The organism is Stenotrophomonas sp. 1337 (genome assembly GCF_031455455.1).
GTDB lineage: Bacteria > Pseudomonadota > Gammaproteobacteria > Xanthomonadales > Xanthomonadaceae > Stenotrophomonas > Stenotrophomonas indicatrix.
The window spans coordinates 107745-132541 of the sequence record NZ_JAVDSR010000010.1 but is presented as its reverse complement, the minus strand read 5'-3'; the positions used below and the strand labels follow the sequence as shown (position 1 = coordinate 132541).

Below are 24797 nucleotides of genomic sequence, written 5' to 3'. Positions count from 1 at the left end.
CTTGCCAGGTCAGGGCGCAGCGGCGGCAGTGTCGGCCGTCGCATGCGCAATGGTCAGTTCCTGCTGCAGCTGGCTGCGCTGGTGCAGGAAGTCGAATACCGATTCCACCGTCACCACCGAGTAGTTGCCGGAAATGCGTTCGCTGGCCGGATGGTCGGTGGTGGTGGCGTTGGCCACGAACAAGCGCGCACCCACGCGCTTGCCCAGGCCGATATGCAGCACGCTGGGCTGGTACTTCTGCGCGCGCAGCCATTGCTGTGCCTGTTCGCGCTTGACGATGACCGGGCCTCCTTCGGCCTGCGCCATCGCTGCGGCCAGCACTTCCAGGATCCACTGGTTGGAATTCTGGAAGTCGGTGGCGAACGGATAGGCCACGACGTTGTAGTTCGATTCGTGCAGCGCCTTGGGCTGGATCGCCGGCGCTGCCAGCATCCGCTTCAGTGCAGCCTGCAACGCCGGGGGCGGCACGCCGATGCGCAGATCGGTATGGGTACCGCTTTCACCGACGAAATTACCCAGGCCCTCGCGGTACAGCTGCGAGCTGTCGGTCTTGCAGCGGTTGAGCAGGTGCATCGCGCGCCAGCGGCCGTCGTCCTCCCGCAGCAGGAAGGCCAGGTGGCTGTGGCGCAGGCCGTAGCGGCTCAGGTCCTGGCCGCCACGCGCGGCGATCACCACGTCCACGTCGGGCAGCGCATCCAGGCGCTCGGCCGTGGTCCACGCCACATCGAACATCGCCGCCTGCGCGGCCACGCTGGGGTAGCGCTCGCGGCAGGTGCCGCTGTCGGCCCATGCCGGCACGGTGGCCAGCAGGCCCATCGACAGCAGCAGGGCGCAGCGCAGGCGATGCAGACGTTCCATGTAAACCGCTCCAGACGCGGGCAGGCCCGCGCGCCGATCATACCCGCATCGCTGGAATCAGCGCTCCACGGGTGGGTGAGGTAGTGCCGGCCGCTGGCCGGCATCCGCATATACGTCGCCGAAGATCATGAGTTGCCGGCCAGCGGCCGGCACTACCGTGATGCCAGGCGCGCTTTGACCTCGGCGGCAATCCGGGTGGTTTCGCGCAGCGGTTCGATGCGGTCGTACTGCCAGTCCAGCCAACGCGGCTGCAGGCGCCCGCGCTCGCGCAGCTGCTGCTGGAAGCGTGCCAGCCGTCCCTGTGCGGTATCGGCCAAGGCCACCATCACCGGCATGCGGGTGGCGCTGGCCTCGGACAACAGGTTCACCGAATCGGGCGACACCACCACCCGGTTGGCCCAGCCGAGCAGGCCGGCATACGGGTTCACGCCATCGCCGCCATCGCCCCAGATCACATGCGGCAGATCGGCGAACTTCGCGCGCAGGATCTCGGCCAATGCCGGCGGCGTGCGCCGCGACGTCGTCGCCAGCAGGCTGCCGCCCTCGCTGCGGATCTGCTCGGCCAGTGCCTGGAATACATGCACCATCGCGGTTTCGTCCCACGGCGCCAGCGGCGTCGGGCCGCCCACCAGCAGCGCGGTGCGCGGGCCGGGCAGGGTGCTGAAGCTGGCGAACGCCGCGCGGCCCCAGGCCAGCCAGTCATCGTCCACCGGGTTCAGGCTGCCGATCAGGGTCAGCACGTTGCTGCCGCGCAGCGCGTCATGTTCGGGCACCACCACCACGTCCCAGTGGCGGGAACCGATGCGCGGGTCGAGGATCTGCACCACTTGGCTGCCGCGCGCACGCAGTACGCGCAGCGCGCCGGCGGCCTGGCGGCCACAGCCGATCGCCAGCGCGGGCGCATCGGCGGCGAGGGTTGCCAGGGCTTGGCCGTAGCCGTGCACATCACCGGGCAAGCGCCGCGGTGCCAGCCAGCGCCATGGCGCCCGGGGCTGCAGGATCAGGGGGCGGTGGGTGCCTTGGCGCAGCGCCGAGGCCAGCGCGACCGCCTGCCGGACATTGCCGGCACGGCCGTCGGTGACCGTCCAAGGCGCGCTCGATCGTTTCACCATTGGCATTAATTCGTTTCAGCCCTGCTGGGTGTTGCAACAGTCGCGACACTCTACACTGCGGATCGACGTTTCGCCCCGCGCCGCCCGCGGGCACAGACCTTAGCCGCCCTGGAGATCCACCGATGTCCCACGCGCTCGACGCTGCTGCACTGGACCAGTTGTTCCGCACTGCCCGTACCCAGAACGCCTTCCTCGACAAGCCGGTCGAAGACGCCCAGCTGCACGCCCTGTACGACCTGCTGAAGTGGGGCCCGACCGCCGCCAACGGCAGCCCGGCGCGCTTCGTGTTCGTGAAGTCGGCCGAAGCCAAGGCCAAGCTGGCCCCGGCCCTGTCCGAAGGCAACCACAACAAGACCCTGGCTGCCCCGGTCACCGTCATCGTGGCCTTCGACCAGGACTTCCACGAGAAGCTGCCGTACCTGTTCCCGCACACCGACGCCAAGGCCTGGTTCGACGGCCCGCGCGAAGGCCGCCATGAAGGCGCGTTCCGCAACGGCAGCCTGCAGGGCGCTTACCTGATCCTGGCCGCACGCGCGCTGGGACTGGATGCCGGCCCGATGTCCGGCTTCGACAACGCCAAGGTCGACGAAGCCTTCTTCGCCGGCACCAGCATCAAGTCGAATTTCCTGGTCAACCTGGGGTACGGTGACGATTCGGGCCTGTTCCCCCGTCTGCCGCGCCTGTCCTTCGACGAAGCGGCGCGCATCGCGTAAGTCGCTGTATCGGTTTCGGGCCCGCCCGCCGTGGCGGGCCATTGCTGCACTGTGTTCCCACCCTACGATCCGGAGAGTTCCTGAGATGAGCGCCACCCGTAAACTGCTGCTGCCGCTGGCCCTGACCCTGGCCATCGCCGCCTGCTCCAAGCCGGCCGACACCGCCGCCCCGGCGGCCGATGCTGCTGCCCCGGCCGCCACCGAACAGGCTGCCACCACCCCGGCCGCCGATGCCGCTGCTGCCGCCCCGGCTGCTGCCGCCATCACCATCGCCTCGGGCACCTACAAGCTCGACCCGACCCACACCGACGTGCTGGCGCAGTGGAGCCACTTCGGCTTCTCCAACCCGAGCGCGCACTTCGGCAACGCCGAAGGCACCCTGGTGTACGACGCCACCGACGTCACCAAGTCCACCGTGGAAGTGAAGCTGCCGCTGAGCGGCCTGAACAGCTTCACCGCCAAGTTCGACGAGCACCTGAAGAGCGCCGACTTCTTCGACGCTGCCAAGTTCCCGGCTGCCAGCTTCAAGAGCACCAAGGTTGAATCGGCCGGCACCAACAAGCTGACCGTCACCGGCGACCTGACCATCAAGGACATCACCAAGCCGGTGACCCTGGACGTCACCGTCAACGGCGGCGGCGAGCACCCGATGGCCAAGGTTCCGGCCGCCGGCTTCGATGCCACCACCACGATCAAGCGCAGCGATTTCGGCGTCGGCGCCTACGCCCCGAACGTCAGCGATGAAGTGAAGATCCGCATCACCACCGAAGCCACCGGCGAGAAGCCGGCGGCTTGATCCCTCCCGCTCACTCGTCGTGAGAAGGCAGAAGGCCCGCTGAAAAGCGGGCCTTCTTTTTTGGCGGCGTCCTGGACGGGTCGCTCGATTGCCTGATTGGCCGATTGCCGAATCAATTGGTGGCCCGATCGTCTGGTAGTGCCGGCCGCTGGCCGGCAACTGCATGCATCCAACTACCCCGAGGTTGCCGGCCAGCGGCCGGCACTACCCGGTAGGTGCCAGCCTCGGTCGGCGCACGAGCACTCCGCAGGCCAACCAAGGTTGGCCACTACCGGGTACGGGCGCTCAGCGCAACGCGCCCAGCCACGCCGCCGACGCTTCGCTCGGGCTCTGCTTGGCCTTCACCACCAACCCGCTCGCACGCACGAACGTCTGCGCCGCCTGCGCCACCACCTGGCGGGCGATCAGCGCGGCCTGCTTCGTCGTTGCCTGCTGCTTGCGCAACTGCACGATATGCACCGACGGGCGACCGACCGGCGCGTACTTCTGGTCGCGGCGCAGGATGTCGGCCACCTGTGCCACTTCGTGTTCGGCCTGCAGATAGCGGTGCTGTGCCTCGACCAGCTCACGCAGCGGTACGCGCGCCGCAGCCGGGTCGGCAAAGGCGGACAGCGCTGCATCGCAGGCGGCATCATCAGTGAAGCGGGTACGCAGCGTGTCCACGCTGGCCAGGGTCAGTTTGGCCATGTGGGCCTCGTTGCTGCAGGAAAGGAGTGCGATTGTCGCATTGCTTGCCGGGTCGTGCCGGCCGCTGGCGGGCGACTGCGTGGGGGCGTGCGGACCAACGGTCCGCACCCACCGGCGGACCAACCGTCCGCACCCATCGGCGGGCCGACGGTCTGCATCTGCCGGCTGCAGAGAGCAGCCGAGCATCGGGTCGCGGTTACCATGGCGGCCGCACTGAACCACGGAAGGCAACACCATGCAGGAAGCGCAGTATTGGCTTGGCGAATTCTGGACCGGCCTGAGCGTGCTCGATCTGATCGGCGGCAGCGTCCTGGGCACGCTGTTGGGGCTGGTGCTGGGCATCTTCGCCTGGCGCGGGCTGCATCGACGCGGTTGGCTGCGGCGGCAGCGGCGTTGGCACCACGGGCTGCTGGCCTCGTATGTGGTGCTGCTGCCGTTGCTTGTCGTGTTCTTCGGCCTGCAGCTGGGCTTCACCGCCGGCGCGCACCGCGCGCTGTTCAAGCAGTTGGACTACTTCCAGCCGCACCTGCAGACGATGGTGGAAGGGTGGAGCAGTGGCTTCACCGCCTCGCTGGAAGACGAACGCATGCGTGCCGCGCTGCAGAGCCAGGGCACGGTGGGTGACGTTGCCGATTCGCTTGCTGCGATCTACCTGCGCGAGCATCCGCTGCCCGGCGTGGACCGTCTGGGTAACGGGCCGATGGCGCGCGGCGTAGGCTGGGTGATCGGCAAGGTACGCGCCGGATTGCTGCGCGCGATGGTGGAAGACACGCTGATCGACAAGGCCGGCACTGTGGGCCTGGAGCCGAAGATGGTGCGTGAGGCGCTGACCATGCGCATGGATGAGCTGCTGCATACGCGCGGCGTGCTGCGGCTGGTGAAGGCGCAGATCAACGGCATGATGCCGGGCGTGTACCTGGGGTTGCTGCTGCCGCTGGCGATCATCGCGCTGCTGCTGGCGCTGGAGATCTGGGCCGCGCATCGGTTCGGGTGGAAGGGTGGGGCTGCGCCCCGGTTGGTAGTGCCGGCCGCTGGCCGGCAATTGCAGGATGCCGCCGAAAGTTCATGAGGTTGCCGGCCAGCGGCCGGCACTACTCGTAGAAGAGCGTGCGGACCAACGGTCCGCACCTACCGTTTTGCGGTCAATCGCCGTCCTGTTCGTCCGGGTGCGCCTTCCAGTAACCGGTCGAGCGGATCCAGTCGCGCGGCACGCCCAGGTGGCCTTCGATGAACTTGCGCATCATCCGCGCGCGGCGCGATTCGGTGGCGATCCAGTAGAACGTATCGCCCTCGGGCACCTCGAAGTCGGTCAGCATGTCTTCCAGCAGCGTGCTGCTGGCGGCCGGAAAGCCGTTGCGCTCCAGCCAGTGGATGCGCACGTTCTCGTACTGCGGCAGATCCTGGCGCTCGTCCTCGTCGGCCACTTCGATGTAGGCCTGCACCTGCGCGCCTTCGGGCAGCACATCCAGCCAGCGGGCGATGGCCGGCAGCGCGGTCTCATCGCCAATCAGCACGTAGGCGTCATAGCTGTCGGCCACCACGAACGAGCCGCGTGGGCCGCCGATCACCAGCGTGTCGCCGGCCTGTGCGCGCTCGGCCCACGGCCCGGCAATGCCCTGGTCGTGCAGCACGAAGTCGATGGCCAGCTCACCGGTTTCGTGGTCCCACCAGCGCGGGGTGTAGTCGCGTGCCGGCGAAGGCTGCTTGCCCTCGGGGTAGCTGCGGCCCTCGGCAGTCAGCACCGGCAGCACCATCTCGCCGCTGGCGTTGGGGAAGAACAGCTTGATGTGGTCGTCGGCGCCGGGCGAATCGAAGCCGGCCAGGTCGTCGCCGCCCAGCACGATGCGGCGCATGTGCGGGGTGACGGTCTCGGTGCGCAGCACCGTCAGTTCACGGAAGCGCACATCCAGGCGCAGGCGCGAGTTGTGATGTTCGGTCATGGGGGTACCTGTTGGAAGGTCGCGCGGGGGCGCGCGGCATGGGGGAGACCTGGCTGGAATCAGTCTGGCTGGGTCGTTGAAAAGGGAGCAGGCGCGTTGTCGCCCTGGCCGTTGATCAGCGCCGAGGCACGCGACAGCAGCGCCGCCACCTGCTCGGCTTCGCCGTCGGCCCAGCGCCCGTGGTGGTGCACCAGCGCCCGCTTGAACTCGCGCAGCGCAGCGGCCAGCGGCGCCGGCAGCGAGGCCTTGGTGATCTCGCGGGCGCGGTCGAATGCGCGCCGTTGTGCCAATCGCACCTGGCTGCGCTGCACCTTCAGCTCGAACTCGCCGGCGGCAGTGATGCGGAACACACGGCGGCCGTCCACCTCTTCCGACTCCACCCAGCCGGCCTGCTCGAAGCTGGCCAGCAGCGGGTACATGGTGCCGGCGCTGGGGGTATAGGCCTGCATGAACATGGTGCTGATGTGCTGCATCAGCTCGTAGCCGTGGCGCGGCTGCTCGCCGATCAGCGCCAGCACCAGCAGGCGCAGGTCGCCACGGCTGAGCACGCGCGGCTGGCCGTTGCGGCGGGGTACTGCGGCATCGTCGGTGCGGCTGCGAGGGGAGGGGGATCGGCCCATTTCGATATATCGGTAACGTGTATCGCAAACGATATATCGATAGGCCAAGCGCGGCAAGCTGGATTCCGGCCACAACGCTTGCCGGATCGGGCCACGCAGCCAGGTGGCGCAAGGGCTCAGGGGGAAAGATGCGCGCGGCGCAAGCCACCGTTGCGCGGCCTGACATCCGTATCGGGCCACGCAACGGCACTGCGGGTTTCCGCCCCGGGCAGGGGCGCAGCAGACGAGCGGCGAACCGCGGGAAGGGGCCTGCTCGCGGCCAACCGTGCGCAGCTGCCTCGTCCGCGTCGAGAGGCGCGCGCGACACGTTGTCGCGGGTTCAGCGGCGCCCCGTCAGACAACGCCGACATGGCGCCCGCCTTGCCCCACAACGGTCATCCATGGCGGTAACACTGCGTCCTGCGCATGGGCGGAGCAGGCCGCAAGCGACAGCTGGCGCAGCCCTTGCAGGCAGCCACAGCGGCCTGCCGCAGCGCGTTGTCAGCGCTTTGTCCCGCGGGTGGACGTCCCGGGACAGGCCTTGCAGACATGGGTGGCCTGCATCCATACGCCAGCGTAGCCAAGTGACGAAAGCCCTTGGTGCGCTACACTTTGCGGTCTAGAAATCTATCAACAGTCGCGCGCGTGCGTGCGGTAATGGGAGCGCTAATGAACTGGTTGAACGAGGTGCTGAACAACGACCCGAATCCTGTGGAAACCCAGGAGTGGATCGAGTCGTTGAAGGCCGTTATTGATGTCGAGGGCCCCGAGCGCGCGCATCAGCTGCTGGAAGGCATGGTGGAACTGACCCGTCGTTCGGGTGCCTATCTGCCGTTCTCTCCCACTACCGAATACGTCAACACCATCGAGCCGCAGCTGGAGGCCAAGAGCCCGGGCAACGCCGAACTGGAATGGCGCATCCGTTCGATCATCCGCTGGAACGCGATGGCCACGGTGGTGCGCGCCAACCGCAAGCCGGGTGACCTGGGCGGCCACATCGCCTCGTTCGCCTCCGGCGCAACGCTGTACGACGTGGGCTTCAACCACTTCTGGCGCGCCCCCAGCGAAAACCATCCGGGCGACCTGCTGTTCATCCAGGGCCACAGCGCCCCGGGCATCTACGCGCGTTCCTTCCTGGAAGGCCGCATCAGCGAAGAGCAGCTGGACAAGTTCCGCATGGAAGTGGACGGCGGCGGCCTGTCGTCGTACCCGCACCCGTGGCTGATGCCGGAGTACTGGCAGACCCCGACCGTGTCGATGGGCCTGGGCCCGCTGGCCGCCATCTACCAGGCACAGTTCATGCGCTACCTGGAAAACCGTGGCCTGATCGAGAAGTCCGACCGCAAGGTGTGGTGCTTCATCGGCGACGGCGAGAGCGACGAGCCGGAAACCCTGGGTGCCATCGCGCTGGCCGGCCGTGAAGGCCTGGACAACCTGATCTTCGTGGTGAACTGCAACCTGCAGCGCCTGGACGGCCCGGTTCGCGGCAACGGCAAGATCATCCAGGAACTGGAAGGCGTGTTCCGTGGCGGCGGCTGGAATGTCATCAAGCTGCTGTGGGGCGGTTACTGGGACGCCCTGCTGGCCAAGGACACCAACGGCGTCCTGAAGAAGCTGATGATGGAAACCGTCGACGGCGAATACCAGAACTGCAAGGCCTTCGGCGGCGCGTATACCCGCGAGCATTTCTTCGGCAAGTACCCGGAAACCGCCGCGATGGTGGCCGGTCTTTCCGACGACGACATCTGGCGCCTGAACCGTGGCGGCCACGACCCGCACAAGGTGTACGCCGCCTACCACCAGGCCGTGAACACCAAGGGCATGCCGACCGTCATCCTGGCCAAGACGGTCAAGGGCTACGGCATGGGCAGCGCCGGTGAAGCACTGAACCCGACCCACCAGACCAAGAAGCTGGACGACGAAGCGGTGCGCCACTTCCGCGACCGCTTCAACATTCCGGTGACCGACGCGCAGCTGGCCGACGGCCAGGTGCCGTTCTACCACCCGGGCCCGGATTCGCCGGAAGTGCAGTACCTGCAGGAACGCCGTGCCGCGCTGGGTGGTTACCTGCCGCAGCGCCGCCGCAAGGCCGAAAAGAGCTTCAACGCACCGAAGCTGGAAAGCTACGAGCGCCTGCTCAAGAGCAGTGGCGAGCGCAGCTACTCCACCACCATGGCCTTCGTGCAGAGCCTGAACATCACCCTGCGCGACAAGGAACTGGGCCCGCACATCGTGCCGATCGTGGCCGACGAAGCCCGTACCTTCGGCATGGAAGGCCTGTTCCGCCAGATCGGCATCTACGCGCCGTTCGGCCAGAAGTACAAGCCGGTCGACGCCGACCAGCTGATGTTCTACCGCGAAGACCAGAGCGGCCAGGTGCTGCAGCAGGGCATCAGCGAGCCGGGCGCGATCAGCTCGTGGATGGCCGCCGGTACCAGCTACTCGGTCAGCAACGTGCCGATGCTGCCGTTCTACATCTACTACTCGATGTTCGGCTTCCAGCGCGTGGGCGACATCGCCTGGCAGGCAGCGGACATGCGTACCCGCGGCTTCCTGCTGGGTGGCACCGCCGGCCGCACCACGCTGAACGGTGAAGGCCTGCAGCACGAAGATGGCTTCAGCCATCTGGTGGCTGGTGGCATTCCGAACGTGCGCAGCTACGACCCGACCTTCGGCTTCGAAGTGACGGTGATCCTGCAGCACGGCACCAAGGCGATGATGGAAGATCAGATTGACGAGTACTACTACGTCACCCTGATGAACGAGAACTACACCCACCCGGAAATGCCGGAAGGTGCGGCCGAAGGCATCGTCAAGGGCATGTACCTGCTGACCGACGCCGGCAAGCCGAAGAAGGGCGAGCTGCGCGTGCAGCTGCTGGGTTCGGGCACCATCCTGCGCGAAGCCATTGCCGCGGCCGAGCTGCTGGACAAGGACTTCGGCGTGACCGCCGACATCTGGAGCTGCCCGAGCTTCAACGAACTGCGTCGCGATGGTTTCGACGTGGAACGTGCCAACCGCCTGCATCCGGAAGGTGAGCAGCGCAAGGCCTACGTGACCGAGCTGCTGGAAGGCCGCCAGGGCCCGGCGATTGCCGCCACCGACTACGTGCGTGCGTATGCGGACCAGATCCGTGCGTTCGTGCCGATGTCGTACACCGTGCTGGGTACCGATGGTTTCGGCCGTTCGGATACGCGTGCGAACCTGCGTCGGTTCTTCGAGGTTGACCGGTACTACATCGCGCATGCCGCGATTGCGGCGCTGGCGAAGGACGGGAAGATGACCGCGAAGGATGTGGCCCGGGCGATCAAGCAGTACAAGATTGATCCGGAGAAGGCTAACCCTGTTGGGGTTTGATGCCTAAGCTAGAGCGATAGCTATAGAGAGGGGCAGGCTCGTCTGTCCCTCTTTTTTGTTCGGAAGTTGAGCGATTGTCCTGCTCTCGAAAACTAATGGAATGATTCTGAAATGTTTGGATTGCAGGAGATTTATCAAAGTAGCTTTAAAGGTCGCCCAGAGAATGCTCTTAAATCTCCGCCGGATGTGTTCGCAGTGTGTGGATACTTTGCCAAGGTAAGCGGCTGCTACAGAGCTTATGCGCAGCCCGGGCGATTCAACTCGAAATTTGTAAAAGACGCGGAATCCGCTGGCAAAAAATGGCGCGAGCTCCTCGATACAGGTCGGTTTCGGATCGCCACTGTTCCCGTTGGAATTCGTGAGGCTTGGAGTGAAGTGGGTCGGGAGATTGAAGCACTTTCGAAGGGCCTGCAGCTAAGTGCTGAGTTCGAAAAGTGCTGCCTGTACCTGATAGTGGCCTGTGATGCTGCATCCGCCGGGGTGGGGCTTCCAGGGAATAGTCGCGGGCTTTTTGAAGCGGTGTCCGAGATGGGACTCTACTCCGGGACTCTTTGCCAGTTTGTGCCGGTAGACGCACTTCGCGTCCTGCCCAAGCAGCACACTCCGCGATCGGGATTCAATGTCCGATCCCTAACGCACCATCTCGCTCTGTGCTCTGCTAGCGAGGTCCGTCCCGTTTGGACTCAGCTTCCTACGCCTCGTAAAGAGAACCGAAGCTCCTACAACGTCTTGGTGGCACCTTGGCCGCTTGTAATGAATGCTTCCGATCTAAAAATGACAGCGAGCAGATCCGTGGATCCTGCTCGCAATTTCGGATATTTTGACTATCTTCCACCTCAGGCGGGTTCTAAGGCGGCGGCCGTGCATTGGCTGAAAAAAATAACAACCAAGGTCAAGTCGATTGGGCAGTCGATTGATCTAGTCGTTTTCCCGGAGTGCTCTCTTAGCGAGAAAGACTGGAAGGAAATATCTTCAGCAGCCTCAGTGGAAGGAATGGCGGTAGTGGCTGGCGTTCGAGGTAAATCCCGCCAACCCGGCGCATTCACGAACTCAGTGAGATTCAGCGCGCCGTACTCTTGGCAAGAGCCAGACCCTCAATACAAACATCATCGGTGGAGGATTGATGGATCTCAAATCTCGACATATGGACTCGGGTCAACTCTCGGAGCATCTCTGGATTGGTGGGAAAACATCGAGGTCCAGCCTCGTAGTCTGAACTTCTTCGCCATGAGCGAAAGTCTAGTGATCTGTCCGTTGATCTGTGAAGACCTAGCGCGACAGGATCCGGTCGCGGAACTGGTACGCTGCGTAGGGCCGAACATGGTGGTCGCACTGCTGATGGACGGTCCACAGCTCGCAGAGCGTTGGTCTGCTCGGTACGCATCCGTTCTCGCAGATGATCCGGGGAGCTCAGTACTGACCATCACTAGTTTAGGAATGGTAAAGCTATCAAAGCCAAATGGGATGCCCGTGCGAAGGGTGGTTGCTTCCTGGCGAGACGCATTCGGCCAGTTCGTGCCACTAGAATTGGGTGACATGGATGAGGCAATCGTGCTCAACCTTCAGTTCAGAAAGAAGGTTGAGACAACCATAGATGGGCGAGCTGATGGGGGGGTCGCCTCCTATCCTGTTCTATGTGGCGTTCATTCCGTTTCTACCAGGGAGTAAATCATGGGTAGCAAGAATATTCCTTCAGGGATCGGTCAGCAGGGTGTCGTGATTTTGTCGAACAAGGACATAAACATAATATCTTCACTTGCCCAAAACTCATCTATACCGGCCAAGGATTTCGATAAGTATGCCACGAGGTTTGGCGCGTCGGACGCAGCCAAGACAGTTCTTAGGTACTTGTCGGACGTATCAGCTGTTGCAAGTAACCCATATGACGTCGAGGCAAAAAGAATAGCAATATTCTTCAGGGATTGGTCTTTAGGAGTAGGTGGCTCAGGCCTGGAGTAAGTAGTAAGACGGGTGTGGCGAATGCCTCTAGATTGGCTGCCTTGTGTTCGTGCGGTGATGTGATCTAACTGTAGGTTGTATCCGTTGGTTGAAAGGGCATCTTTGTCGTTGCCGGCTCTGGGCTGCCCGGTCGGGGTGATCCAGTTAGGAAGGCACGGAGCATTAACGTTCCCCCTCTTCGATGGGATCACGGCAACGGCGGGGTTCTCCACCCTCTTAACATTGGCCGAGAGGTCCAGTCGTTCGATGCGGATCTACTACGCTATCGCAAAGCGCCACGCCGCAAGTGCTTCAAGGGTAATCCCCTCAAGATCTAGCAGCGACCATAAGTGAAATTTTCTCGTAAAGCGCTGACTTGCTCAGGGACTCACTCTCAAAAAGCATGAGGCGCCAGAGTCCCTTGCCGTGCCTGAGGCGGCCAACCAGACCTGGTCAATAGACTTAATGCATGACCAGCTTGCTGATGCTCGGAGCTCCCGACTGTTCAACGTCTTGTATGACTTCAACCGACAGGGCCTGGCGATGGAGGTCGATATCTCGTTGCGTGCTGCTCGCGTAATCCGAAGCCTTGAGCAGGTGATTCAATGGTGCGGCGAGCCCCGATCCATCCGCTGCGACAACGGCCCGGAGTACATCAGTGGTGCGCTGCAGGCATGCGCGGAGAGGCAGAGCATCGCCTTGATATACATCCAGCCAAGCGGCCCACAGCAGAACGCGTACATCGAACGCTACAACCGCACAGTGCGCTACGCGTGGGTTGCCTGCAACCTCTTCAGCGATATAGAACAGGTGCAGGTAACTGCTACCCGCTGGTTTTGGACTTGCAACAATGAGCGCCCGAACATGGCGCTCGGCGGCATCACGCCGATGCACAAGCTTGCGTTGGCTGCGTAGTTCCACTTTAGGCGACCGCTAAAAGCGGGGGGATTAACTTCTTATTCTTAGCCCTTAGTGTGTAAATGAATGCCGATTGAGGCTTGCTTGAGTGACCTCGTTCAGTTGACGGGAATAGACGCGCTACTCACTCCCGATAAGGGTAGCATTGCCTCTGGTCACAACGAAGTTGTCTGACATGGGAGACGTTGTTGATTCCGTTACCCGGTCTCGGATGATGTCGGGAATAAAAGGGAAGCACACAAAGCCCGAGCGAGAGGTTCGCTTGTATCTTCATCGGAATGGATTCCGATACTCGCTTCATCGCCGCGATCTCCCTGGGGTGCCGGACCTCGTTCTACCCAAATACCATGCGGTAGTCTTCGTTCATGGGTGCTTCTGGCATATGCATGAAGGTTGCAAGTTCGCAACCTTTCCATCTACGCGCCCTGAGTTCTGGAGGCAAAAGCTTGAGGCAAACAGCGCTCGGGACGAGCGACAGTACCGCGACTTAAGGCGGATGGGCTGGAGAGTGGCTGTTGTGTGGGAGTGCAGTCTAAAGTTGCGCCCCGGAACGGCACTCGCCGAACTTTCAGATTTCCTGAGGTCCGACCAAGGGTATGCCGAGTTTGCGGCCGATCAGGTTCCCAAGATCGAATAGACTACATCCGCAATTTGATTCGCCATCCATGGGGGTACGGCGTTACCAACCTGCCGGAACTGAGCCCCCCTTGAACCCTCGAAGAAGTAGTTGTCCGGGAAAGTCTGCAGTCTTGCCGCCTCTCGCACAGAGAGACTTCTAAGTTGTGATGGATCAGGATGAATGAAGTAGTGGCCATCCTTTGAGAGGTGGCTCGTTACGGTCGAGCTTGGCCCCTTCCACCGCTGAACCTTGAAGCGGTCGATGAACTTGCCCGATGACCAGTTCGCGTGGGCCGGATGCATGGCTTCAGGGAACTCTCCCGAACCGCGAGGGGACTTCCCGTGAGTCAAAGTGAAGGCAGAAGCGTAGGCATAGCGAACAAGATCCATCCACATGTGCTTACGCACTTCATGGTTCAACAAGTAGGCAAGCTTTGGATCAAGGAGCCACCCCTCCAAGTGGGCGGGAACCTTGGCACAGCCCGCTGTCCAGTTCGCTGACTTGGAGCCGGAGCCGGGATCGGTCTTGGTAACCCTTTGCGCCTGCTGCAGTAGCTCAGCCGCAACTTCAGTGTCCTCGGACAGTTTCGCAGCATGCGTGAGAATTTCTCTGGCCTCTTCGGGCCACGAATCAACTTCCATGTCCGTCAGGCCGCTTCTGAGCCTCGGTAGGTTTCGTATCATCGAGGACACGTCCACCTGCTCATCAGAGGGCACCATGAGGCGAGCGTTCGAGACGTCAATGTCCTCAAGGACGCCGACCAATACAACGCGGTGTCTGGCCTGTGGAACGCCAAGCTCCTCCGCGCGGAGGATGTAGCGCCGGCCATCTTCTTCATCGAATAGTGCGTCGCTGTCACTCTTGATCAGCGGTATGACGCGATAGCGAGGCCCGTTCTTCCCCCCAGGTGTGTGGAGGTCCGCCAGGATCTTCGGAAACATCAGCTCCCCGCCCACCTTAGAGGAGAGAATTCCCTTAACGTTCTCCATGACGAACGCTGCGGGACGGTGGTCTCTCAGGATCTTGAGGTAGTGCTGGTAAAGGAAGTGGCGATGATCCTCTTCTGGCTTGTAGTCGGCGATACCCTTGTTCCTCGCGCGGCCAACAAGCGAATAGGCTTGGCACGGAGGCCCACCGATAAGAATCCAAGGATCCCCTTTCGCGGCGACCTGCTTGATCTTCTCATGCAGGACCTTGTCGTCCTTGGGCACACCGAGCTGCAGCTGACGTGCCTCCTCCCCGGACGCAACCCACTGTGCCTTGGTAGCATCCGTCCACGGCTGTTCCGCCCGGCCACCAACGTAATCGTAGTAGCTTGCGGGGACTTTGCCAGGTTCAAACTGACGGAAGAAGGCCCGCAGACGCAGGGTCTTTGCTGCATTGACCTCCATCTCCGCAGAAATGGCGATCTTGAAAGGCCGGACTTTGGCCCTGCCTTTCGGACTGTAAGCGGAGAATCCTTCGCCCAAGCCACCAGGACCGGCAAAGACGTCAACTACGGGGATCTGCATGCTTTTTTCACAAATATAAATAGCGGCGCCGCTGCGCCGCTTCTGCGGCGCCAGGATGGCACGCGACCCCGAAGAATTCAAGCTGCCGGGATGGGGGTAGCCGGGTTCGCCAACTTGCCCACGGCGAGCGCAAACGACCCGCTGACGTGCTCTCTAATCTCTTTGAGCGACAAGGCAGAAATGTCGATGATCTGATGCCTAAGGCGCAGCATCTTGATCGCTTTACGCATCACATCTTCCATCGCTCCTCGGCCGATTCTCTGGGACACACTGATCCACTCCTCGGCGCATGCCCTTGCCAGTAGGGCGTTACCGCCAATCGATGGGCGCTCAAAGATGGCTACATGAGCATCTTCGGACAGGCCGCGCAGGAGCGTCCAACGCTCAAGATTGTCTTCTCCAAGATCTAGCGCCCACGCGCGCATCCACAGCCGTTGAAACGTGTTTCGAGCTCCTCCCTGGAAGCGTTCAGTTGGTGCCTCTCCAAAACGCCACCTCACCACATCAGGGAGCAGGACGGCAGCCAGATATGCCCAAACATCATCCCGCAGCGCCTCCCCACTTCGAAGCATGGCGCACTCACCGAGAACTATGGCGGCGTCTCGATCGAACCTCGCTTTCGCAGTTGCTCCGGCAGAAGAGGGCAATCCGCAGGTCACCGCAACCTCTCTCAACCGGGCTGCCAAGTCCTCAAAGGATCGAGCGTTTCTAAGTCCGCCACTGGCGCCGAAACCACCCAGTGAAGAATGACTGGAAAGAAAGCTTTTGGCAGAGGCTGTTTGGTAATCCTCGCCCAACTCATCAATCAATCGCCTGACACCAAGCCTTGAGAGACGCGGAAAAAGCAGGGTAGTCATGGCTCCTCACTCATCGCCGAAAGCATGGACGCAAAAAATGCACCAGGGTCCTTCTCTAGCTCGCCTTTGGCTGAACGCGCTACAGTCTGACCAAACGCTTGAACCAGCCAGTGAGAAATCACGGCGCCGACCGACCCTTCCTCAAACGTATCGATGTCAAAGCCATCCTCGGACATCAAAGCAACGCTACAGAGTTCAAACGCGACCCCGCCAATCACGCTTTGGACCGTAAGGCGATCCCCAGCATGGAACCGCTTGTGGAACTCCTCTTCATCCTCGTTTACATATAGCGACACGCTGGAGGAGAAGTCCGAATGCAAATCTCCAGGCCTCCACTCAAGGTACCAAGGGGAGAACAGGTGCGTGCTATTCGGAAATGCATCCTTGAAACTAAGCGAAGAAATCGGGAATCGGGAACTTCCGCCGTCCTCGATCAGAACATCGAAGTCCGTAGACCAGAGGCGGGAACCTGGCAAGCTTGGTGATAGGGCAGACGCCCCTTCTACGCCGGCGCCCAAGGATAGGTGAATGTGTCCAGTGATCCGCGAGGAAAGTTGAGAACCGTCGAGCTCAGCCGCCAGCACAACATGCGTTTGCGACTTGCTGAAGCTCTCCTTGGCTAGGATCGCCGTGCGCCGCGGGAGCCTTCCCTGACCAGTTCCCACATGAAGTGCAGCAGCAATCACAAGTGAATCTGCATCAACCTCCAGTGCGTTGGCAGCGGCCTGCCAGTCCAATCGAATGGAGGCGCGCAGTGTCAGATCTCTAGCGTAGTCCCAGTCTTCCAATAGTTCGCGAGCTGGTTCAAGCGGCATCCCCTTGTCACCAAGGTACCAACCCTCGAAGGTGACCGCCTCGTCAGGGAGAACGAGAAAGGGAAATGCCGTCCTCCTCATCGCTCGGCCTCAAAAAAGAAGTCCAGCTCTACTTCGACAGCTGTCCCAGTGGGTACGGTCGTTCGGATAAAAAGGGTTCCGCCTAGCTTGCCGACTTTCAATGTTCTTCCAGCTGCTTCGAGGGAGTGTTGAGGCAACGAGACACCTATGGCCTGCGGAAGGAAGGCGGGTGGAACGTCTCGGTCAGACGCCTTCGCGCCATCTGCCACCAATCGCGGACTGACGTTGACGTGCAGCTCTGGGGAAGAGCCATCGTTGTGGAGCTCGGCCTTGAAGGTAGCCACCGTTGCTCCGTCTTGACCGACGGACAGTCCAACAAACTCCGGCGGAGCAATTCGTATCCGTCTTGCGGGGCCAGACCGGGTGCCTGCGCGGTCGGGGAGCCCGGGACCCTTTGACGAAACTGGTGCAAGAAATCGTCCCATCTTGCCAGCCGTCGCTGCAAGGCTGGGGGACGAAGACGTTGAGCCTGCAATATGGCTGGGGCGGCGCGTGAAGTCATTCGCCTCCTTCTTCAACTTCTGCATCGCCAGCTTGACCACGGCTTTTGCGTCTCCAGATTGGAGATTCTCTGCCACCCAGTCGTCGTGCGTGGGTGGCTCGGAGTCCGCGAATGCCCTCTCGATTTCATCTTCATCGGAGCAAATGAAGACACCCGCCCATTCGTATTGGTCATCGGAATAAGGCTGGCCTGGCAAATACCTTACGACCAGTTCGACGGGCCTCATGAGGGCAATGTGCGAAGATCCTAGTAGTACATTTGCACCATCGGTATCTGTCATGTGATGCCGTTGAACTTTGAGCCCAGATTTGAAACTCAGTTTCCCCAGTACCTTCGAGTATCGCTTAATAGCTAAGTAGTCGGCACCGGTCTTCAAAGACGCTAGCGCACTGGCGTATAGGTCCAGTGGCGGGAAGTCCTCCGGACTGGGAAGCTCTACAAGGCTGCCATCAACATAGACATCAAGAGAGAGTCGCTTCTCTTTGGGAGTCGATTCGCACATCCGCGGCCAGAAGTTCATCAGAACGCAGGTAACAATACGCTTGGCAACACTAGCGATATCAACGTCGTCCAGTGAGGGGTCCAGCACCATGATCGATGTACCCGACTCCCTCGCCGACCTGAAAGGCAGCCCAAGCGCATCTGCCAACGACGATGCGGAATCATCCGTCAAAGGACCAACTCGGCCATCCCCATGGCGCACTCCCCACCAATGTCTTCCCGTAAAGCGAAGGTTCCGCGCACCATCAATGGAAGGAGCGTCAAAGGCATCGCCTAGATGGCAACCCATCAATCGCCGCACGGGCGAGCCGCCGCATGTGGTTTGGCTATCTGCAATAATGGTTGAACAGTCGCTTAGGGCATAAAAAGAACTCTTCCCATAGCCATAGGTTCCGCCGCCTTGAGCCGTGTCACGTGTTGCACCAACGTTCTTCAAAAAGTTCACAAAGTTGAGCTTTTCGCCTTGCACTGGAGGCGCATCAGCATCCGTCGGTCCGGAGAGTCCAGCTGTATCGAAGTCGCACAGCTCGAATACGCGGATGCTCGTCCGTCTCAACGTGGACTGTATAAGTTCAGTCGACTCGCCGCCATGCGGGAGGTTCGCCAGTGCCAATGTCCGCAGAGCATCTCGCTGCGAATCATCTAGGGTGCGAACCCTAATGAGCGCGCGAGGAGGATGACCCTGATCAGCGGCATCGACTACGTTCTGTAGCCCTTCACGAATTACGGTTTGAAGCAAGTCCATGGACGGACGGCCTAGTAGCCTGCGATACCCGGAGCCTGCTAGGTTTCCGTTGGGGGAATATGGTTCGCTATAGATATCAAGCGTGTTCACTCAGACATTCCCTCAATGACGTACTCCATGTCAGATCCTTGGATCAGGCGGTCGCGTGCAAATGAAAGATCGATCTGATACTCCAAGCCGGACACGCCCAAGGGAAGTATCCCGCCTCGGAAGGATAATGTGTCCAATTTTGGAAACGCCTCTGTAACTGCATAAAGGTCGAATGCTTCAAGTTCATAGGAGGAGGCATTCCAGGCCGGGCTGTACGGGTCGTTGCATCCCATGACCGCAAGTCTGGTGCAAAGCTCTTCGGGTGGCACGCCTTGGGCAACGAGCTCATCAAAGAGAGCTGAGACGGAAAGCCGTCCCGAGGACGACCGCTCGATTCTGAAATGAGCCAGCCAAAGAGGCGCTCCCGCCGGTTCCGAAAGTTGCTCAAGTCCGTGAATGTGAATGTGAGTCGTCTCCTTCCTCAGCGACGTCTTCACCTCTACCGAACCCCTACTGGTTCTGAAGTCATGCCGCTGCCCCATGGGGCCCGTCCATGCGGCAGCAGATCCAGCACCATTTCTAGTGATCTTCAGCAGGAAAAGAAGTTCGCCTATCAGCCCGCCGATGGAAGATTCATCAACCACCTGTGTCTTGGGATCGGCCAAGAGCGCGCGAAAGTCCTGGATCGTACTCGCAACAGCCTCCCCAGGATTTCCACCTGAAGCGATTCGACTCATGATCTCTTGGCATAGCTCCGCGAAGACCTCCGAGAGAACAGGAGCAGCCAGCACCAAGTCGACATAGAGCACTCGACCATCACGTCCTTGCAGACTGGACAACCGGACGCTGAGGCTGGGACCGCTTAACTTGGTCAGCGTCTCAAGGCCGTCAATCCACGTGCAGGGGATTAAGAGCCTAGGAGAGCCAATCTCATCCAGAGCATAGCGCACAGGTCCGTAACCGGTTTGGACGGTGCTGGGGACGCTCGCGATCTCGACGACGTTGTCCGAGACGCTGTTGCTTCGCAGGCCTACCCAAACGTCATGCGGCGACTCACGCTTCATTGACCATCTCGGCAATCATTTCGTCGCCCTCGTCTAGCTGCTCAGGCGTTGGCACGTTGAGCTCCACGCTGTAATAGGAACCTGCGCGATCCTTGGCTCCCGGGAACACCCAGCCGAGGCCTATCAGATTGCCTTTCGCGTCCAAGCTGGCGCGATTGGTGGCCTTTGGATTGGGCGCAGAATCCTTGTCGATGGGGTAGATGAGAAGCAGAGGGACTTCGCTTCTCTGAGCCTTAAGCTCCTCCCAGCTCCCCACTAGACCACGGTCGTCCTTCGGTACATCTACAAGGATGTCTCCCTTGGACATAAGCGCCTTTATATCGGCGTAGTCCGTCGGCTCGTCTAGGCGAGAGCGGGTGAACAGGGAAATTCTTCCAAATTGACCAAGTGTTGCATTCTTGGCGTCTCGACTGCTGCTGCTCATAACCGCAACGTTCCAAGCCGGTAGCTTGTTCAAATTCTCATCGAGATAGCCGAGGAGCATCGACTTGTTTAGATCGAGGTGCTTGTCGCAGATGGAGTAACCAACAAGGAATCGTCTAACCATGCCGGCGGGAACACCAAAGAAGACGCTCTGATGTGAACCATTCCCAAGTTCCTCAATCAACGCATTGACAAAGGTTTCCGTCACCGCCCAGTTGGTCTCCTTCTTGTGATCGAATCGGATTGTCTGAAGGTGACGGCCGTCGAAGCTGATGCTGGTCCGGTACGCATGGCGCATTTTCGCTGCTGAGGTAATCGCGAGACCTGGTATCTCGCGAACCTTGACTGCAAAGTCGGTTGGCCTTACCTCGGCTGTCTTGTACACAGAGATCTCTTTACGGATTTCCTCTTCGACCTGCGCCAAAGATCGGAAGTTGGAGATGAGGTCGGACGTCGTCCAGAGCCGAGGGAGATCCTCATACCCGTGTCGGAAGCCGAACCAGCGACCCATCTGAAGCAGGGTGTCGTATTGACGCGAAGTGCGAAGGAAGAAGGATACGCAGAGTCCTTCGAGGGTGAGCCCTCGTGCCAAAACGGAGCCGCCTATGACAATGTAAGTCTTGACGTCTTTCGTGAAGTCCAGTCGCTCGTCGCTGTAGCCATTCTCAACAGCGACCTCGAGCGCATCAAGCACCTCCCCCAAGTATGACGAGAGGTCGGACCTGAGATCGCCCGTTGGTAGCGGGTGCTCCAAAGGCACACGCCGAGTCTCCGATGCAAAAACGTCCTCGAACAGAGCGCCCATTCGGCCACCAAGATGGCGAATATCGGCGCTGTTCCGCGTCAGCCAGCCGGCAACTAGCGCTGCCATATTGTCGTGCTGGGCAACATACGACGATGTGTGGATCAGCATGGTCATATGCGAAAGCTGCAATCGGCTGCGTCGAATGGCACATGTAATCAGATACCACACCAGTGCGCGCTCAAGCTGCTCTGTCATCGCCGGCACAAAGGTCTTGTACTGATTCTTTCCGCCCGGCGTCAGTTTGGCCACTTCCTTGGAGGGGATAGGGCGAAGCATGCTCTTTCCATAGTCCCCATCTTTCTCGTCATCGGCAGAGATGTCGGACGGGCCAAATACCTCGCGGGTACCGAAGTAACCCTCCGGCCGGGGTAGGGCGGTAATGAAGTCCTCTGGGTACAGATCGTCAAGCTCTTCCTTTCTCACCGGGAACGGGTTAATGAAAACGTTCGCAAACGGTGTCGCGGTGTAGCCGACGTAACTTACGGAAGGGAACGCGTGAATGATTCGGCGGATGGCTTCGTTAATCTTCGTCATCTCATCCTCATCCGCCGCCGAGTTGACCGACGCTTGGTCGCACTCATCATCGATGATGAGGACTTTCAGCCTATGGAGAGTCTGCCTAGTTGTAGCCTTGGCCGTTGTGAGAAGACGATCCAGTCGTCTGGATTCCTTCTTGATGACGGCAAGCTGAGCTCCGCCCTCAAGTGGCATTGTGAACTGCCCATTCTTCGGCTTTACGAAGTCCCCGTCGTCCGAGTCATCTGTATAGGTGTGCCAGAGATGGCGGTGACGATTCACAACATCGTACTCAATGCGCCGCTGGGTCTGTGCTCGGAGCTTGTTGGTCACGCCGCCAAGAAGAATGATGAGGTTGTATCCGGCATCCACGGCCTTTGCGATGACCGCAGTCATGTTTGCAGTCTTGCCGGACTGCACATAGCCGACTACCAAGCCTCGGCAGCGGAACGTGTCGTCCGTCGGATTAGCCAGCAGCGAAACGACTTCCGATGATGAGTCATCCAGGGATTCCATCGAATCTTTCCATCCCTTGACTTCGGTCAGGTAGGAAGAGAGGGCTGGCCAGTGGCGGTCCTTTGGCCCCGGGCCCCTATACCAAACGCGCCTAGGATTGACGAGTGAGTTTCGCCTCAGAATCTCAACGTTCTGGAAGGACGCCTTCAGGCTGGCCAACGCGGCCGCGAAGTCCTGCTCAAGCTCCGCCGAGAACGGACCGATGAAGTTCATCATGTGCGTCCGAACGGCTTGAGCGGCCTGCTCAATGTTGTCGTGCTTGGGGAGGTTGTCCCGCAGCATGGTCACAAAGGAGTCGAACTGTTTGCTCACGTCGTATGCGTCCCTTCTCGGAGAGTGAAGCGGACGGATGTCATGGTCATTCCAACCAGCCGGACATCCATGCGCAGCTAATCGAGTCACGGCCATCTAAGAACTGTGATCTAGTCGACTGATTGTTGTTGACTATCCAAAGCCGCGCAAGAGGGTAAGGTTCGGAAATTATTGGATGCGCAACGTCAGAAAATTGACGTTGCGCATTCATATTTTCGTCCGGCGGCCAGCGTTCTGTGCAGCCGTCAGTGGTCAGGGGCGACAAGGCCTGGGCCGTGATCTATTCGAGCTACACGCGGCAACCAGCAGGCAGCGTCGACCAAACCCCCTGTATCCACATAAGCAGGCAATTTCCTGACGGAGGTGGGATCACGCTCACTCCCGGCCTCGTCGTGGATGGAGGTTGTGTCGTGGGGGACGTCAAGTACAAGTACTTTGGCGGTGACTGGGACCGTGCGAGCTTCAATCAGGTCGTGTCATTCGCATCTGGCTTTGAAGCAGAGAGAGAATTCATCATGAGCTTCAGGCACAGGGAAGATGGCTTGGTACCCTTGCCGGCCGCAATCGGCAAGATTCGGGTGAGGAAGTTTGCGTGGGTGGCGTCACCTAGGACAGATTCCTTGCTGGGCGAAAGCGCGCTCGCTGAAGAGATCCGAACTTGGATCGGCATGTAAGCCTATGAGTTGAGCCGCGCCAAGTTTCTATTTCTTGCGCCGCAGGGACCAGAATGGGTCCATCCGATTCAAGTCGTAGCCCTCGCCAAATGCCAGCGCTGCCTCCCGCGCTGGAAGGTCCGTGTAACACGCAAGCAGATATTCATCCATTCCGGCGTCCCAGTGGTCGATGGAATAGAACTCCAACATCGCCTCATCAAACGCCCGCAAGGATCGCTGGCTAAGCCTGTGCAGCACGCGGCAGCTCCTGGGCTGGAAGCTCTCGCGAACCGGAAGACCAGCATGACCTCGGCCGCCCTGGTCACTCGTTACGTGACGCTTGGGCGAGTTCGCGCCCCCTTCCTGCTGCGCTCGGACAACGGTTTGGTGCTCGCCAGCCACGACTACCCCAAGCTGGTGCGCAGCTACGTCGTGGAACAGGAGTTCATCACCCCGCACTGCCCACAGCAGAACGGGATGTCGGGACAAGTGATCAGGACGCTTAAGGGGCAGTGCGTCCACCGGCACCGCTTCGAGAGCCAAGTGCATGCCTTGCGCGTGATCGCTGACTGGATTGTTCTACAACCAGCGGCACCCGCGCCAAGCGTTAAGGATGATGACCCCGGATGCGGCCTATGCGGCTACATAAATGACGGCAGCAAATGCACGTCCCGCGGCCGATAGGCGCTCGCGCGAACAGCTGCTGATTGAACGCCCGCGTCCCGACGCAGGCCGTCATGCGGCAGACTGAAACGCCACCGCTACGCGTCGGTCTGCAACCGCTCTACCACCTGCGCCGTAAGCGCCACGCACGCCATCATCAGCCCTTCCATCACCCGGTCCCCCAGGTACTCCTCCGGCGCTCCGTTCTGCCGCGTGCGCTCTGCTGCCAGCAACACCTCCTGCACCACACGCAGGCCAGCCAGAGCGCAGTCCGCGTCCGCCAGCTCAAGACAGCGCCCAGGCAATTGATGCCTCTCCGGCCAAGGTTGACCATCCGCAGCCGCCCCGGTTCCGATACGTCGGAGCGTGGCGACAAAGGCGTTGGGATCGGCGGACAGTTCGTGCTCCGGCTCTGCGTTGGCCGGATCGTACTGCGCGTGCAGGGAACGGAATTCCGATGCGTTCATGGCAATGCTCCGTACAGGACAGACAGCAGCGCCACCGATAAAGGTGGCGGACGATGCGTGGCTCGAAAACCGGTGAATACCCAAGCCGGCGGGCCCGGAGGCCCCCACGCACCGCCCGCCATGGAACGCGAACGGATTGCCAGCCGGCGCCACGCAGAGGTGACGCCGGCTGACAAGCGCAAAGCACTAGGTATTCAGACGGGTTTTCGAGGCCCGCGCCACCGGTGCTCGGTGGCATGCCAAGGTGTACCCGCACAGATGCCAAATGCCAAGAAGTCGCAGGCTACTGAGGCTGCAAATGCTGACGCTTACGGCATTGTCGCATAGCACGGAAGCGGCACATCTCCTGCGGCGCAGGGCTTTCGAGCGATGTTAAGCCGTCACGCGTATGGGCATCACGCTGCACGGTTTCGGTGTGGTGCTGTCCCAATTGCGACAGCTCGCTATCGGGGCCGCAGTGCAAAGAGTGGCGAATGCGTCACCGCTCGCTTTGCGGCGCCAGTCCCGGCCGTGGCCACAGCGCATCGTCGCGCTCCAGGTCGTAGTCGCTGCCGAACGCCAGCGCCGCCTCGCGCGGCGGCAGGTCTGCGTAGCAGCCCAGCAGGTACTCATCCATGCAGGCATCGCCATGGTCGATGGCACACTGGTGGAGGAGCTCCTTGTCGAAGGCTTCCAGCCATTCGGCGTCGATCTTGGTCATGGTCATCCTCCAACGGTGCAGGGAGGATGGCCTAAAGGTGTCTCATGGGCTTGGAATGAAGCTGCCCCAGGCATTTTCTGCGGAGGCGCCAATCGCGAC

At 60.9% G+C, this 24797-nt stretch carries 22 protein-coding genes and 1 pseudogene; 9 read left to right on the top strand and 14 right to left on the bottom strand.

Annotated elements, in window-relative coordinates; translation table 11 throughout:
- Positions 1 to 9: 9 nt before the first annotated feature.
- Both J2X70_RS14850 and J2X70_RS14845 read right to left on the bottom strand, forming a co-directional pair.
- Positions 10 to 858, bottom strand: a complete 849-nt coding sequence (locus J2X70_RS14850; RefSeq protein ID WP_099782573.1) for a DUF2145 domain-containing protein — start codon at positions 856 to 858, stop codon at positions 10 to 12.
- A 152-nt stretch (positions 859 to 1010) separates the two neighbouring features.
- Positions 1011 to 1970, bottom strand: coding sequence for a mitochondrial fission ELM1 family protein (locus J2X70_RS14845; protein WP_025878217.1), 960 nt, complete (start codon positions 1968 to 1970; stop codon positions 1011 to 1013).
- A 122-nt stretch (positions 1971 to 2092) separates the two neighbouring features.
- Here J2X70_RS14845 and J2X70_RS14840 point away from each other — a divergent pair, with 122 nt between their 5' ends.
- Both J2X70_RS14840 and J2X70_RS14835 read left to right on the top strand, forming a co-directional pair.
- The gene (locus J2X70_RS14840) at positions 2093 to 2683 is read left to right on the top strand and encodes a malonic semialdehyde reductase (RefSeq protein WP_025878215.1); all 591 of its coding nucleotides are present in this window, start codon (positions 2093 to 2095) and stop codon (positions 2681 to 2683) included.
- 85 nt (positions 2684 to 2768) lie between these two features.
- Positions 2769 to 3479: a YceI family protein gene (locus J2X70_RS14835; protein ID WP_025878214.1), complete on the top strand. Its 711-nt coding sequence runs from the start codon at positions 2769 to 2771 to the stop codon at positions 3477 to 3479.
- Positions 3480 to 3764: 285 nt separating this feature from the next.
- On the opposite strand, the gene J2X70_RS14830 is transcribed toward J2X70_RS14835, so the two are convergent.
- Positions 3765 to 4166 (bottom strand): hypothetical protein, encoded by a 402-nt coding sequence (locus J2X70_RS14830; RefSeq protein WP_263934898.1) that lies wholly within the window; start codon positions 4164 to 4166, stop codon positions 3765 to 3767.
- Between the two features lie 235 nt (positions 4167 to 4401).
- On the opposite strand from J2X70_RS14830, the gene J2X70_RS14825 reads away from it, so the two are divergent.
- Positions 4402 to 5235 (top strand): hypothetical protein, encoded by an 834-nt coding sequence (locus J2X70_RS14825; RefSeq protein ID WP_309911003.1) that lies wholly within the window; start codon positions 4402 to 4404, stop codon positions 5233 to 5235.
- A gap of 73 nt (positions 5236 to 5308) precedes the next feature.
- Here J2X70_RS14825 and J2X70_RS14820 read toward each other — a convergent pair whose 3' ends face one another.
- On the bottom strand, positions 5309 to 6106 hold the full coding sequence (locus tag J2X70_RS14820; RefSeq protein ID WP_025878209.1) for a siderophore-interacting protein: 798 nt from the start codon (positions 6104 to 6106) through the stop codon (positions 5309 to 5311).
- A gap of 59 nt (positions 6107 to 6165) precedes the next feature.
- Positions 6166 to 6726 (bottom strand): PadR family transcriptional regulator, encoded by a 561-nt coding sequence (locus tag J2X70_RS14815; RefSeq protein WP_309910998.1) that lies wholly within the window; start codon positions 6724 to 6726, stop codon positions 6166 to 6168.
- Positions 6727 to 7374: 648 nt separating this feature from the next.
- Here J2X70_RS14815 and aceE point away from each other — a divergent pair.
- The 5 genes and pseudogenes from aceE (at position 7375) to J2X70_RS14790 (ending at position 13555) form a co-directional block, all read left to right on the top strand.
- Positions 7375 to 10062 carry a pyruvate dehydrogenase (acetyl-transferring), homodimeric type gene (gene aceE, locus J2X70_RS14810; RefSeq protein ID WP_099841795.1) on the top strand — a complete coding sequence of 896 codons (2688 nt, stop codon included), beginning with the start codon at positions 7375 to 7377 and terminating at the stop codon, positions 10060 to 10062.
- 111 nt (positions 10063 to 10173) lie between these two features.
- Positions 10174 to 11730 carry a hypothetical protein gene (locus J2X70_RS14805; protein WP_309910996.1) on the top strand — a complete coding sequence of 519 codons (1557 nt, stop codon included), beginning with the start codon at positions 10174 to 10176 and terminating at the stop codon, positions 11728 to 11730.
- 3 nt (positions 11731 to 11733) lie between these two features.
- Positions 11734 to 12021, top strand: coding sequence for a hypothetical protein (locus J2X70_RS14800; RefSeq protein ID WP_309910994.1), 288 nt, complete (start codon positions 11734 to 11736; stop codon positions 12019 to 12021).
- Between the two features lie 384 nt (positions 12022 to 12405).
- Positions 12406 to 12915 (top strand): annotated as a pseudogene (locus J2X70_RS14795) (integrase core domain-containing protein); the annotation flags it as partial.
- Positions 12916 to 13093: 178 nt separating this feature from the next.
- A complete protein-coding gene (locus tag J2X70_RS14790; RefSeq protein WP_309910992.1) occupies positions 13094 to 13555 on the top strand; it encodes a very short patch repair endonuclease in 462 nt (153 codons plus the stop codon).
- Here J2X70_RS14790 and J2X70_RS14785 read toward each other — a convergent pair.
- From J2X70_RS14785 to J2X70_RS14755, 7 genes are all read right to left on the bottom strand, one after another.
- Positions 13534 to 15048, bottom strand: a complete 1515-nt coding sequence (locus tag J2X70_RS14785) for a DNA cytosine methyltransferase (protein WP_309910989.1) — start codon at positions 15046 to 15048, stop codon at positions 13534 to 13536. The genes J2X70_RS14790 and J2X70_RS14785 overlap by 22 nt on opposite strands.
- 77 nt (positions 15049 to 15125) lie before the next feature.
- The gene (locus J2X70_RS14780; RefSeq protein ID WP_309910987.1) at positions 15126 to 15905 is read right to left on the bottom strand and encodes a hypothetical protein; all 780 of its coding nucleotides are present in this window, start codon (positions 15903 to 15905) and stop codon (positions 15126 to 15128) included.
- Positions 15902 to 16801: a hypothetical protein gene (locus tag J2X70_RS14775; protein WP_309910985.1), complete on the bottom strand. Its 900-nt coding sequence runs from the start codon at positions 16799 to 16801 to the stop codon at positions 15902 to 15904. Before J2X70_RS14775 ends, J2X70_RS14780 begins: the two co-directional genes overlap by 4 nt.
- On the bottom strand, positions 16798 to 18639 hold the full coding sequence (locus J2X70_RS14770; RefSeq protein WP_309910983.1) for a hypothetical protein: 1842 nt from the start codon (positions 18637 to 18639) through the stop codon (positions 16798 to 16800). The genes J2X70_RS14775 and J2X70_RS14770 overlap by 4 nt, the downstream gene beginning before the upstream one ends.
- Positions 18636 to 19643: a PD-(D/E)XK motif protein gene (locus J2X70_RS14765; protein WP_309910981.1), complete on the bottom strand. Its 1008-nt coding sequence runs from the start codon at positions 19641 to 19643 to the stop codon at positions 18636 to 18638. Before J2X70_RS14765 ends, J2X70_RS14770 begins: the two co-directional genes overlap by 4 nt.
- The gene (locus J2X70_RS14760) at positions 19633 to 22215 is read right to left on the bottom strand and encodes a Z1 domain-containing protein (protein WP_309910979.1); all 2583 of its coding nucleotides are present in this window, start codon (positions 22213 to 22215) and stop codon (positions 19633 to 19635) included. The genes J2X70_RS14765 and J2X70_RS14760 overlap by 11 nt, the downstream gene beginning before the upstream one ends.
- A 701-nt stretch (positions 22216 to 22916) precedes the next feature.
- Entirely contained in the window at positions 22917 to 23126 is a 210-nt protein-coding gene (locus tag J2X70_RS14755) for a hypothetical protein (protein ID WP_309911059.1), read from the bottom strand.
- A 45-nt stretch (positions 23127 to 23171) separates the two neighbouring features.
- Between J2X70_RS14755 and J2X70_RS14750 the strand changes: the two genes are divergently transcribed.
- The gene (locus J2X70_RS14750; protein WP_309910977.1) at positions 23172 to 23552 is read left to right on the top strand and encodes an integrase core domain-containing protein; all 381 of its coding nucleotides are present in this window, start codon (positions 23172 to 23174) and stop codon (positions 23550 to 23552) included.
- Positions 23553 to 23629: 77 nt separating this feature from the next.
- Here J2X70_RS14750 and J2X70_RS14745 read toward each other — a convergent pair whose 3' ends face one another.
- Together J2X70_RS14745 and J2X70_RS14740 are read right to left on the bottom strand one after the other, a co-directional pair.
- The gene (locus J2X70_RS14745; protein WP_309910975.1) at positions 23630 to 23998 is read right to left on the bottom strand and encodes a hypothetical protein; all 369 of its coding nucleotides are present in this window, start codon (positions 23996 to 23998) and stop codon (positions 23630 to 23632) included.
- A gap of 478 nt (positions 23999 to 24476) precedes the next feature.
- The gene (locus tag J2X70_RS14740) at positions 24477 to 24698 is read right to left on the bottom strand and encodes a hypothetical protein (RefSeq protein WP_279208461.1); all 222 of its coding nucleotides are present in this window, start codon (positions 24696 to 24698) and stop codon (positions 24477 to 24479) included.
- Positions 24699 to 24797: the final 99 nt, after the last annotated feature.